Genomic DNA, 12,545 nt, shown 5'->3' on the forward strand with positions numbered 1-12,545 from the left:
TAGCTGTTCTTGCAGAGTTTGAGCGTGATATTATTCGTGGAAAGCCTCTTCGGTAAAGATAATGCGTAAATACAAACAAAACCAGCAAAACACCTTTTCTGTGTCTTACTGGTTTTGTTGAAGTCCATCTTGAATCGTAGCTAGTTCAACGTGATTGCAAATTCCGAGTTCGGCGCGCCAGCAAATACAACCGATCCGTTTTTCGGCAATTTTACTTTGTTATTGCCGCTCACAACGGTAAAATTGACGCATACTCCCTTCTCATCATACACCGCGAATGAACTCTTCGATGACAACGTCACGCTCATCGTTTTCCCTGCTGTCGCTTGTGGGATCGTAAACCATTTCGCATGCCCATTTGCTTGTAGCGTAACTTTGGATGATTGGCCTGCATCAAGCGGTTTTACGTTGGATCCACTTACATATAACAATCCGGCCATCTCCATATATTCACTGCCGCCTTCTGTATAGAAATGAGTTTCCGTCGTATCACGGCCATTCATCACAGGGATCTGGAGCTGATGCGCCGCGGTGTTCGGACCTGTAATTTTTCTGCCGTCCCAATAGCCCTCCAGGCCTTCCTTGCGAGTAATTTGTGTGGTAATAAGTTTCGGTTGAACGAGATATTCAATAGAACTAAATTTCTCGTTCACGAGATAGAACTTGACGCCTTCCCGCTTCGCCCATGCGGCAGCGGTTTTCTTCGATAGCACGTTGTCTTCTAGTTTCTCGGCTAAATAGTGAGTCATCACATTTTGCCCTAAGCCTGGCGTCGATTTATATGTGCTCACCTTCAAATAAGTGCTTCCATTCTTCTCAGTGACGAAGTTGAGCTTGGAAGTACCCTTCTCATTAATAAAGCTTCCATTCGCAGTATATACATATTTTTCTTCTCGATTAGATGGTAAGAACAGTTCTCCATTCTTCGTAATTTCTATTTTGAAATGACTTTCGCTATTGCCGTAAAAGCCCGCTTTCTTCGTCACGTCTTGAGGCATCTTGGCCTTGACCGGCTTGCCAAAGGATTTGTTTGGCTTGATGTCCTTAATTGTGCCCTTCTCTTTAAGCGCGGCGAGCAGTAATTCAGTTGCCAGTAGTTGATTTGTAGAGCTTTGGCCGCCGGATGACAACACAGCCACTGCCATCTTCTGTTCCGGAAGCACGACCAGTATAGCATGTTGCAGTGTTGTATCGCCGCCCTTAGCCATGCTTTTTATCCCATATTCACTGAATGGGTATAGTTTCACACTATCCCAGCCAAGACCATAGTTGAAAATATTACCTCCATCCCCCGGCCACATTCCTTTTTTATATTCCTCTTGCTCCATCGCCTTGACTGCCTTATCAGAGAGGATCCCTTTTCCCTGTCCCATAAATAATTGTGAGAATCGTACCATATCTTCTGCCGTGGAAGAGATCCCTCCCGAACCAATCACATTCACCGATTCAATGGGAAGCTTCCCTTGGTACGCCGGAAAATAGAGTCCAGCCCGCTTATCGTCTTCCCATTTGTCCTGCGGCGTTTTCGTATGATTCAGCTGTAAGGGTTCTGTAAACCGTTGATGTATAAATTCGGTAAAGCTCATACCGCTGACTCTTTCCACCAAAATCTCGGCCAGCGTAAAGCCGTCGTTGCAGTATACCGAGAACGCGCCAGGATCCGCCTTCAAGCTTTGGTTGGACAATTGCCGCATCAAGACATCATGGGCATAGGTATCATTATCGTTAAATAAAAATGCATTACTTAACGTGGAACCTTGCAAGCCGGAGGAGTGGTTTAACAGCATACGTGGCGTAATGCGTTTGTACCGCTCGTCTTTCATCTTGAAATCAGGAACATAGTGGACAACAGGAGCATCCAAATCGACTTTTCCTTCGTCGACCAATTTCATTACAGCCGCTGTTGCATACATTTTACTGACTGAACCAATCCCATATAGAGTATCTTTGTTCAGCCGCTGTTTTCCTTCCATATCGTTCTTGCCTGTCTGACCCGACAAAATAAGTTTACCATTATCAATTAGCGCATACTGCACGCTAGTCGTCCCATAGGACTTCGTGAGTAGCGCAGCCTTCTCTGCCGCAATCTTCTCCAGTTCTTGGTTAGCAACTTCTTGGTTAGCTACAACCGGAGTCTTACTGCTTGAAGATGCTATCGCCCCTGTTGGTAGGATCATCGTTAGCGCTAATGTAGCGGCTAACACCCCAGATAGTTTATTTTTCATGAGAGAATTGCCTCCTTAGACAAGTAATCGAATTCATCACTTATTTGTTTAACTATAAAAAATATGACAAAATTTATCCGTTTTTCCTTTTTACCTACTTACCAAATTCAGCAAGTAAAATATTTTTAAAAGGATTAGGACTGTCAGCTCTACCCAAACTATTCCAATTGACGACCAACGTATGCTTGCCTCCAAGTTTACCTCCAACAAGAGTAGTAAACCCTAGAATGCCACCTGTGTGTCCCCATATCGAGACATCGTTTGGAAGCTTAGTTTCATAGATTCCAAGACCATATCCATCGATTCCTTCTTTTCCTGTAGGAACTGTAGTAAGCATTTGTTTTAGTTGCTGTTCTTTCAGTAATTTACCCCCGAGCAAGTAAGAGAAGAATTTATTTAAGTCGTCAGCAGTAGAAATCATATCTCCAGCTGAGCTACCTGCACTTGGGTTATAATAAGTAACGTCTTTTAGCTCACTTACTCCGTCTGGTTGGACATATCCACGGGCATGCTTGGTGCCTGGAATAACGCTTGAATTGCCAGGTAGGAATGTATTCGACAATTCAAGCGGTTCAATAATCCGATTTTCAATCTCTTCCGCATAGCTGTTTCCGGTTACTTTTTCAATAAGAATACCTAGTAATACATATCCTGTGTTTGAATAAGACCAGCCCTTTCCTGGGGCAAAGTCTGGGGGCAGAGAAATCCCCATCTTCACTAACTCTTCAGCCGTATACGATTTTTTTGTATCCGTAAAGTCAGCGTCTTTTGACCTTGAGTATTCAGCGATACCACTTGTATGGTTCAATATCTGCCGGATAGTAATCTGGTTACCATCATATCCGTTTCCTTGAATGACACCAGGCAACCATTTTTCGATGTAGTCGTCTAGATTCAAGCGGTTCTCTCCGACTAATTGAAGTACAACCGTTGCTGTGAACGTCTTCGTCACACTGCCAATGCGAAAGCGAAAATCTGTTTTCATTGGTTTCTTGGTTCTCAGATCCGCTATCCCAGCGGCATAACTCCACGTTTTTCCACCCTCAGAAGTTTTAGCAAGTATCCCCGGGTATCCAAGTTGCAATGTATCCCGCATTGCTTGCTTGACGGAAGTACGATCTCGTTGAGTGCTTGTTTGTAACGAACTAGATACATTTTGAGTGGGCTCTGCTTTTACAATTGAGGCTGGCGTTGTATATAACAGGGAACTTCCAGCTATTAAAAGAGCCAGACTTGCAAATGTAATTTGACTACGTGTTTTCATAAGGCATTCCTCTCCTCTATTCATATTGTATAGGTGGTTGCTTGATATTTCATACTCACCACACAGCTATCATCTCTACCGATGACAAAAATTCAACATTGAATTCGTAATCATCTTCATAATGATTATTTTTACAAGCTCCATTCTGTCCTAATAAACGGTAAATCCCTCTTTTTGCATGTATGTTAACCTCAGAATTTATTTCTTTTCCATGAAACGCTCTTATTAACTGGTTTGTTTTTCATATATAAGTTATATCTGTTCCTCCTTTCATGCTTCTTTATATTTTCATCATACACAATGAAAATCTCTTTTTCCTTACCTATTCCTTACAAATCCCTTACGTTCAAAATAGCTTCTGTGTCTCAAATCTGCCAATTAATTCTCATCAAGAGAAAACGAGAATTAAGCGAATATAAAACGATTTATATCATAAAAGATTATTTTCTACTTATTTATGAATCTCTACAAAAAGACACCAAAGAATTAACAAAGATATTGTTTCGTCTGTTTGATCTCTTACAGAAAAACGGACGAAAATCCCATAGGTATGAGAAGAAACCGTCTTTGATATCTTAGGCGTCGTATATAACCTTTCTATGCCTCACAAGCATGTAGCGTAATCCAAAAAATTAAAACCCAATAGGGTTTATCTGGTATGAAAATATTTAAAGAACTTACACTGGATCTTTAGAAAAAAGAAAAAAGCCCATCAAGCTAAGGTTTTGAAGTACCCCCTAAATGAAAATTTTCTTTCTCTACAGTTAGTTTTTTTGAGAAGTCAGCTCATTTTTTTGTTTTTGGGGTGTTTACTTTTCTTAAGTTGATGGATGTGGTCTCACCATACCATTTCGGGAAAATTGTACGTTTAGACACAATCCGGACATATTTTAAGCGTTTTCTGTCCGTTAAGAGACATCTGTCCAGAAAATCTTATGTTTATGAACAGAGGATAAAACTCAATAATAGAATATTAATATTCAATTTTTATATAAAAAAATAAGCTCCGAAGAGCTTATTTTAATAATAATATCAACGCAATTATCAATGATATTATTGATAATACAATCATAAATAATGAAGCTCAGTCATGAGCTATCGCCCTGTTACCGTCATTGCTGCTGTGTAAATTGTATCTACAGAACCGTCAGCACTTACAATTTCAACTTTATAACGGTATGTTCCATTGTCGTAAATGTTTTCTCCATATCCTGTGAAAGTTGAAATTTCATCATTTGCTCCAGCTGGAACCCATTGATTTTGCCAATGGAAGAAAGTATCATATTCTCCCCAGTTGTCTCCATATTTCTTTTCGATGCTGACATTATAATGAATGTCCTCAGCTCGGTTATTTGTAATTCTTGCAATTACGTTTCCACCAAAAGTGTATTCCGTAGCGTGAACTTGAACTGTAACACCATTCACCGTTTCGCTAGGACCACAGATGTAATGACAATCTTCACTTGCTTGTGCTTCAGGTGTGTTAATGTTCATAACCGTCAAACCGCCTAAAGCTAAAGCTACTGTTAATGCAATTGTAGCTAATTTTTTCATGATAATTCCTCCTATTAACCGTTATAAGTGAATGTTTTTGTTTTTACGTATTCATTGCCAGCATAAAAAGATTTCTATGTCTCATTTTTATCACCCTTCAGCTTATATAATTCGACAAATGGTGATAATTTCCTGCAAATAAAATAAAAAAGCACTCCCGCAGGAATACTTATTCAAATTCAATTTCTGTTTTATTGTCTGATGTGAAGTATCTTATGGTTGTTTTGCCGTATTCTTGCAAGCCACTCTGCGCAACGGCATCTTTTAACTTTGTTCTCGTTCTGTAGCCGAAATTTTCCCGTAGGCCTTCGTCTGCATTTGACAATGCTGTTTTGTCAACGAAAACATATAAGACATACAAGTTATTTTCTTTTTTTAATTCACCCGCTGTAACAGTACCACCGAAATATTCTTTAATTTCTTTGGTTCTACGTTCAAAACTTTTCATCATTCGTGTTTGCTCATCTTTTGGTTGTTCTGTTTTCGCAGTTGTTTGTTGTGCTTTTGGCTTCTCTTTTTGAACCACTTCTTTTTCGCCGCAAGCCGCTAACATTGCAACCGATAAACCAACTGCTAATACTGATTTCTTCATCATTTTAATCCTCCCAATATAAATACCTAAATATTAGTATACTATGAAATTTATTGCTGAATATGAAAAAGATGCCCATTAAGGGGTACCGCCACATCGCTATCAAGCTAATATTTTTAACTACCCCCATAACGAAAATTTTATACATCGTTGACTATTGATAATGATACGTTATGTAGACCTCACAGATAGATATGGGCATACAGTTCTTCTTTTATGGTACACTTCAATAAAAGGGGGGTAAGAGGTTTGAAAAAGTGGATTAAAATCACATCAACCTTAGTTATTGCTATAGCAGTTGGTATTTTTACTGGCTACAAAGTCGGTACGTATGCAGGTTCAGACGTTAAGGAAAAGCAGACTGAGAGAATTAAAGGGGAAAAGGTAATACTTGACCTCAACTCTGATCGTCATATAATCAATGCAATGCACAAAATGACTCATCAAAAAGTATTATCCCACGAAAAGCAAGGATTTATCAAAATGACTCCAGAAAACATCGAAAAAGTACGTCAAGCGATTGATGAAAGTAATAGTGGAACCTTACAACATAAAGAACAGTACCTTAAGATTTTGGTTCGTTGGTATGAAGGCGATTTCTCTCAATCGGTTGAGGAGCATAATTTATTATGGGAATGGGACAATAGCAGCACTGGTAAAGCATACGAATTAGCGACACCGGAACAAGAAGAAGCATACATTTTAGAACAAGCGAAGTCTGAAAAACAATAAAGGGGTATCGTCACCTCGCTATCAAACTAATAAAAAGAAATGCCCCCTAAAATGAAAAAATACGCTATTCTTTCTGTAGAATCATAGGAAAGGATGGCGTTTCTGTATATTGTTACAAAAAGAATAGCGTTTTTTTCGCTTTATAAATACAATTTCTTTTTCAGTAAAAAATGTGGGTGGTACCCCTCTAATACCCCAGAAGGAAAAGAAGAGTTTGAATTCTTTAACGTACAGGGCGTTCCATATATCATTGTAAAAGATCATGAGAATAACACTCAAAAATCAATTCTTGGATTCAGCACTCAATCATTAGAAGAGGCTATTTTATAATAATCATCCCCCAAAAAAAGAAACGAACAAAAATGTTCGTTTCTTTTTTTGTGTTTAATGCTCAAGAAAACTTATAACCGCATAAGTATATAGAACGACTAGAGCAAAGGCACATATTCCCATAATTATAATCGCTAGTGCGCTTTTCTCTTGTCTAAACCCTATAATTCCAAGAATAAATGCACTCCACATTGTTACCTTAAGCATTGTAGAAAGGTTGGGAATTGAATATCCACTCAACCAGGTAGAGAAACTTACAATTACGGAAAAAGAGAACAAAGTTAGAACAATAGATAATATATTAATGTGCTTCCCATACTTCAGTTGCATTTCGCTACCCCTTTTCTTTTCATTAGTAAATAATAGGTAGATGGTTATATTTTTATTTTATTCTAAATTTTCTTGAAAATCTACAACGAAAAGAAGAGGTTGTCCCAAAAGTCGCTGGATAGTTACTTTTAGGTAACCTCTTTTCTTTATTTTTTACTTTCCTCTAGTTTAGAGATACTCGCTTCTTTTTCAGGTAACGTATCAACAAAATTCTTTTGAGATTTTAATAAGTCAGATTGTTGTATCCAATCCATGAGATCATCTAAAGATTTACGGGCTTCTTTTACATCGCCAGTAATATCATTCATGTTCAGCTTATTAAATGTAGCTAAAAATTCTTGTTGAATCTCACCTTGCAATGCATTGCTTTGTTAATTCTTTATTTTCATCACTTTTTGCCTTTTGAACATTATTCATAGCTTTCCCGATTTCATGTTTATCAAAAGCATCTTGTGCTTTCTTTAAATTTTTCAAGTTCTTCACGTTCACGCGGAGACAATTTTTCTAGTAGGGGTACCCCCCCATCACCATCAAGCTAAGAAATGCAAAAGATAAAAATTGTAAGCCAATAGATAAAAAAATAATAATTCCTTATTCAACTAACGCATGCATGAGTTAAACAACCTAAGGCTGCTTCGGTAGCCATTTTTTGTACCAACTGGCAGTTTGGTTTTCAATATGTGAAAAGGGATTTCTAAGTGATTAATTGAATATATATTTATTGTTTACTAATTTTTGGGAGGTCCCTTTATGGGAGATAAACTTTACTGTATTGCTACATATCAAGTTCTTAATGAAGAAAGACTAAGAGCTTCGCACGGTTCTGTAATAACTTATAGTAATGCTGTGACGGGATCTCCTGTTAGTGAGATAGGGTGTTTTTTAATTTATTTATCATAATAACGTGCCATGAAATTGCAACTCTCGTCCTCAAGAATTATTTCTTTTGGGTGAAAGTTTTTTTATTATATACGTTTCATTCTGTCATAATTTAAAGTTTTCGAGAGGAGAAATGATATGAATTCTATTTTATTAGATGTTCCGTTACAAATAGAAACAGACAGACTAATTCTTCGAGCACCACTTCAAGCTGGTGACGGGAATGTCGTACACCAAGCTATTAAGGATTCAATTAATGAGTTAAAACAATGGTTGCTTTTATTTCAGTCAATTCCTACTGTTGAAGAAACGGAAATTCTCCTGAGAAATGCCCATATAGATTTTTTGAAAAGAGAAAGCTTTCGCTATCTTATCTATCATAAGGATACTAATGATTTTATTGGAACTGCTAGCCTTCACGGAATTAATTGGAAAATTTCTAAATGTGAAATTGGATACTGGATTAATACGCAATTTAGTGGCAATGGATATATGACAGAGGTAGTAAGTGAGTTAACAAACCTTGGATTTCAGTTACTCAAATTTAGAAGGATTGAAATACGCTGTGAATCTACTAACACTAAAAGTCGTACGATCCCTGAAAAACTAGGTTTTGAGCTTGAAGGGATATTACGTAATGAAGATCTTTCAGCTGACGGTAAAAAACTAACTGATACCTGCATCTATGCAAAGGTAAATTAGATTGAAATTTTAATACTCAATTGCGTCTGTGTACATAGTTTATTCCCCTTCTAATCCATTATTGTGATTTGTTTAGAACTATAGTACATCAATATGTTTAAAATGAAATGTACTGAAATGGGTATATTCTATTGTTACAATCATTTTATAAATAAATTACTTCATGAAGTTATAAAATTAGGACCGTACATATTAGACATATCTAAAATGTACGGTCCTTTTGTTTACTAGTGGTTCACTTATCTAACCTAAAGATAAGTATGTGGTCCTTTTACAATTTGAATTTCTTTTTAAGCTTCTTATATTTTCTATATGAACGTCGAACAATGTTTAACATGAAATACGGTATTTTAACAGGGAAAGGCAATTTATAAATGAAAGGCAAGTAAAATGTAAAATATGCCTTTTCTAAGTCTCTCCACTTACTATCTTCTTTTGTTTTTAAGAAATCAGATACATCGACTACATATCCCCTTCCATTTTCCATCATCACATTTTTTCCGTGAACATCACAAGGAGTTAATCCTTGCTCCCTTGCATACTCTATAGCTTCATTGATATCAAGGATTACCTGCTTAGGAATTTTAATCCCCTTATGAATAGCATCGTATAAGGTAATTTCTTTTAAACGTTTCAATACTATGAAATTTTCTCCTTTATATATAAGATTCGAATAAGAAGGATGATTTCCGATTCTTCGGTATACTTCTGCCTCTTTTTCAATTCCTTCTCCTTCTCGCGCGTAAACTTTCACTACCCAATCTTTGTATTCTTTGTGCATAAATACTGCGGCATAATTACCTGTCCCTAAACACTTCCAAAGTCTAGGAATATCTTTAACTACTATAGGCTCGAATTCATCCTCACTTCTTATGCTTACCTCTTTTAATAATTCGTCCTTTATCAATCTCACAAAACTATTTATACTCATCATTTCCACTCCGGTTTTGCTACAAGGGGTACTCCCCCATACCCATCAAGTTAAAAAGTACATTCTTCCCTAATACGAAAAAAATGAGCAGACTTCACTAAGTAACTAACTTTAGCGAAATAAATTTTTCATTTAGGGGGGTACTTCAAAATCTTAAAATGGATATTCTACGCAAATATATATTATTGATACAATAAGTTATGTTAACTTCACATAATTATATTATACAAAAACTCAGCAAATACCGTTACAAAAAGTGTACAAGCCATATCTACTCTCTCTAAATAATTTATTGCGAATCTATTTTAAGGAGAATTCTTACATCACAATTTCATAAATCTAAGGTTTCAAACTATTCATTACGAAAAAAAGACCGTATCACTACGGTCCTTTTCTCCCTCTTATGCAAATACTATGACTGTGTAACTTTATTAGAAACAAGTAGTTTTTCAATACATATAGGTAACATATCTAATAACGTTTCAAATGCGTAATTTACGTCCAGACGCTCCGTCCATTGATGTGCATCTTTTCCTACTGGTCCCATATTTAATACTGGAACGTCAAACTCTTCTAATTCCTGAAGTGGAATCGAATAACCTTTATCCCATAATGGCATATTGTCGACAAGAGAACTCATTGAATCCAATGGGTTTTGTAAGCCGACATAGCTTAAATCTGAAATTCCCCCAAAATAATTTTGATTTTCAAATGTAATGCTATGATTATAGTGGGCATACTTTTCCATTTCTACAACTACCTCTCTAATTAAAGGATTGTTGCGTGAACTCACAGCTGGATAGTATGGCGGCGCAAAGAAAAGTACAATCATTGGAGCCTTTTCTTTACATAAGATAGCTAATTTGTCTACTAAATCAATAGTTACTGCACGATCATCTTTATCTTCTCTATTTTTTATAATATCGGATTGAATTTCATCTATTTTTTCTCTTCCATGTTGTTCAATTGCATAAGCGATAAGCTCTTCATACGTTAATACATTTACTTTAAGATTAGGCGGTATGAACGGATTATACTTAGAAAAATGATACGCTCGCTCCTCATACGATTCTTCAATTTTCTCTGCTACTTTCGTTACTTTTTGGCGTAACAATGAAACTACATCTGTCATCGTTTTTTCTAGTAAAAACAAGTTAAATAACGTGACTGCACGATGAGGAATTTGTACAGAATAATCCTCCTTTAAATCTCTTTGAAGCAAGTTAGTTGGTGGAGGACTTGCTTCACCATCTACAATATCGCAAAGGTCCGTATTCAACTCTAATTCAGCTGTTAATAATGCAGCCATATAGCTCCCATTTAATCCTGCAAAAGGTTCGCCTACATGTGTCTCTTTTCCATAGCAAAGGAAACCAGGTAACACCTTCCCAATAGAACCAGTATAAATATACTTATTTTGGTCACCAGGATGTCTTGAAAACATAGGCTCTGAATTTAGGACCGTTTTATACTCTAAGTCATGTTCTTTTACTAGGTCTAATAATCTTGGAACAGCAGCTCTCATCCCTACAGAGTTCACTTCTTCATCTGGAACAGCCAACAAAAGAACATTCCCATCAAATCTTCCTTCACAAGCTTGCTCAACCATCGCCATTTGTAAAGCTAGACCACATTTCATGTCCATCGTTCCTCTACCAAATAGCCAATCTCCTTGTTCAATATCTTCACGTACATGATCTGGTAGCTCATCTTTATGAGAATAAAACATAGATGTTAATTTTTTAGGGTTAAATGCATCTTCTTTCCACACTCCATAATCTTGTACATCTACAACATCAAAGTGACTAACAAGAATTACAGTATTTTTCGTACTATCACTTTTCTTTACTAGAGCTGTAACAAAATATCGTCCATCCCCCGTCGGATTTTTTTGTAAATGATGCGGATTTTGTTTGAAATACTGTAAGTCAGATAATTGTTCTACAACAAAGTCTGGCAATATAACTTCAGCTTCTGAACCTGTAATACTAGGAATTTCAACAAGATTGCTTAATAATTGAACCAATTGTTCTTTAGATTGCCACTTTGACATATAAATCCCCCTATTTTTCCGCATTGTGAAAATCAATTCCAATATATGAATAAAAAATGACGACAGCTATCAAAATTATAATTCTGATGTACTGCCGATTTTTACTGATATTTCATGAGCTGCTTGTTTTACCTTACTAATAAGAAAAGATAGTCGATCATCATTAATTCGATGACTAATTAACCCAACACTTAATGCTCCTACTACTTTATGATTAAATCCTATAATAGGTGCAGCTACTGAAGCTGTCCCCTCTGTTTTTTCACCATAACTCACAGCATATCCTTCATTTCTGATCTGCTTTATTTGATCGAAAAGAATTTGCTTTTGTTCTGGTAAAGAAGAAAGTAAATGTTCTACAATGTGTTCCATTTCATTCGTGTTCATATTGGCAAGCATCGTTTTATTTGCGGCTCCAATCGAAAGTGGAATCTGCTCCCCTAAGTTATCGATAACTCGAATTTTTAAAGGGCTATCAATTCTTTCAATGATAATAGAATGTGTTCCATTTGGAATGTTCAAATAAACACTTTCTTCAACTTCAGAGGCCAAACGCTTCATCACTTCTCTTGCAACAGATCTGTAGTCTACCTTCTCCAATTGACGTAATCCTATTTCCATCCACATTGGTCCAATCTTGTACTGTTTTGTTTCTGAAATTTGCGTAACTAATCCATGCTCCATTAAAGAGTTCAGTAACCTATGTACTGTACTAACCGGGAGATGTGTTCTATCAGCTATATCAGAAATAGCCCAATACTCTTTTTCATTTGTAGAATTCAGTAACTTAATAATACCTATCGCTCGATCAATGGACTGTACCATAACTCGCCTCAACTTTACTTGTAGTATGTTTAGCCTAATTACCTATCAATTTATCAAAAATCCAAACTGAAATCAATTAATTTATTTAATTTTCTAAAAATAGAGGTATAACACTATCAAAAAAATGA

At 36.4% G+C, this 12,545-nt stretch carries 12 protein-coding genes and 1 pseudogene; 4 read left to right on the plus strand and 9 right to left on the minus strand.

Annotated elements, in window-relative coordinates:
• Nucleotides 1-140 precede the first annotated feature (140 nt).
• On the minus strand, nucleotides 141-2,225 hold the full coding sequence (locus tag LCF45_RS16020) for a serine hydrolase domain-containing protein (RefSeq protein WP_002167987.1): 2,085 nt from the start codon (nucleotides 2,223-2,225) through the stop codon (nucleotides 141-143).
• 94 nt (nucleotides 2,226-2,319) lie between these two features.
• Nucleotides 2,320-3,489 (minus strand): serine hydrolase domain-containing protein, encoded by a 1,170-nt coding sequence (locus LCF45_RS16025; RefSeq protein ID WP_087962841.1) that lies wholly within the window; start codon nucleotides 3,487-3,489, stop codon nucleotides 2,320-2,322.
• Nucleotides 3,490-3,855: 366 nt separating this feature from the next.
• Here LCF45_RS16025 and LCF45_RS16035 point away from each other — a divergent pair.
• Nucleotides 3,856-4,112 (plus strand): annotated as a pseudogene (locus tag LCF45_RS16035) (IS4 family transposase); the annotation flags it as partial.
• A gap of 472 nt (nucleotides 4,113-4,584) precedes the next feature.
• Here LCF45_RS16035 and LCF45_RS16040 read toward each other — a convergent pair.
• Nucleotides 4,585-5,043 (minus strand): hypothetical protein, encoded by a 459-nt coding sequence (locus LCF45_RS16040; protein ID WP_002084479.1) that lies wholly within the window; start codon nucleotides 5,041-5,043, stop codon nucleotides 4,585-4,587.
• 169 nt (nucleotides 5,044-5,212) lie between these two features.
• A complete protein-coding gene (locus LCF45_RS16045; protein ID WP_002167985.1) occupies nucleotides 5,213-5,638 on the minus strand; it encodes a hypothetical protein in 426 nt (141 codons plus the stop codon).
• Nucleotides 5,639-5,884: 246 nt separating this feature from the next.
• On the opposite strand from LCF45_RS16045, the gene LCF45_RS16050 reads away from it, so the two are divergent.
• Complete coding sequence (locus LCF45_RS16050) at nucleotides 5,885-6,367, plus strand: PRK06770 family protein (protein ID WP_002167984.1); 483 nt, start codon at nucleotides 5,885-5,887, stop codon at nucleotides 6,365-6,367.
• Between the two features lie 384 nt (nucleotides 6,368-6,751).
• On the opposite strand, the gene LCF45_RS16055 is transcribed toward LCF45_RS16050, so the two are convergent.
• Both LCF45_RS16055 and LCF45_RS16060 read right to left on the minus strand, forming a co-directional pair.
• The gene (locus LCF45_RS16055; protein WP_002084476.1) at nucleotides 6,752-7,027 is read right to left on the minus strand and encodes a hypothetical protein; all 276 of its coding nucleotides are present in this window, start codon (nucleotides 7,025-7,027) and stop codon (nucleotides 6,752-6,754) included.
• Nucleotides 7,028-7,173: 146 nt separating this feature from the next.
• The gene (locus tag LCF45_RS16060; RefSeq protein ID WP_215565972.1) at nucleotides 7,174-7,386 is read right to left on the minus strand and encodes a hypothetical protein; all 213 of its coding nucleotides are present in this window, start codon (nucleotides 7,384-7,386) and stop codon (nucleotides 7,174-7,176) included.
• A 391-nt stretch (nucleotides 7,387-7,777) separates the two neighbouring features.
• On the opposite strand from LCF45_RS16060, the gene LCF45_RS16065 reads away from it, so the two are divergent.
• Together LCF45_RS16065 and LCF45_RS16070 are read left to right on the plus strand one after the other, a co-directional pair.
• Entirely contained in the window at nucleotides 7,778-7,927 is a 150-nt protein-coding gene (locus tag LCF45_RS16065; RefSeq protein ID WP_002185389.1) for a hypothetical protein, read from the plus strand.
• Nucleotides 7,928-8,044: 117 nt separating this feature from the next.
• Nucleotides 8,045-8,608 carry a GNAT family N-acetyltransferase gene (locus tag LCF45_RS16070; protein ID WP_002128246.1) on the plus strand — a complete coding sequence of 188 codons (564 nt, stop codon included), beginning with the start codon at nucleotides 8,045-8,047 and terminating at the stop codon, nucleotides 8,606-8,608.
• Nucleotides 8,609-8,879: 271 nt separating this feature from the next.
• Here the strand turns inward: LCF45_RS16070 and LCF45_RS16075 are convergent, their stop codons facing one another.
• The 3 genes from LCF45_RS16075 to LCF45_RS16085 form a co-directional block, all read right to left on the minus strand.
• Complete coding sequence (locus LCF45_RS16075) at nucleotides 8,880-9,548, minus strand: serine/threonine protein kinase (RefSeq protein WP_078203896.1); 669 nt, start codon at nucleotides 9,546-9,548, stop codon at nucleotides 8,880-8,882.
• A 403-nt stretch (nucleotides 9,549-9,951) separates the two neighbouring features.
• On the minus strand, nucleotides 9,952-11,592 hold the full coding sequence (locus tag LCF45_RS16080; protein WP_197236392.1) for a M20/M25/M40 family metallo-hydrolase: 1,641 nt from the start codon (nucleotides 11,590-11,592) through the stop codon (nucleotides 9,952-9,954).
• Between the two features lie 75 nt (nucleotides 11,593-11,667).
• Entirely contained in the window at nucleotides 11,668-12,417 is a 750-nt protein-coding gene (locus tag LCF45_RS16085; RefSeq protein WP_002128249.1) for an IclR family transcriptional regulator, read from the minus strand.
• Between the last annotated feature and the right edge of the window lie 128 nt (nucleotides 12,418-12,545).

The organism is Bacillus sp. 41-22 (assembly GCF_025809295.1).
GTDB lineage: Bacteria > Bacillota > Bacilli > Bacillales > Bacillaceae_G > Bacillus_A > Bacillus_A mycoides.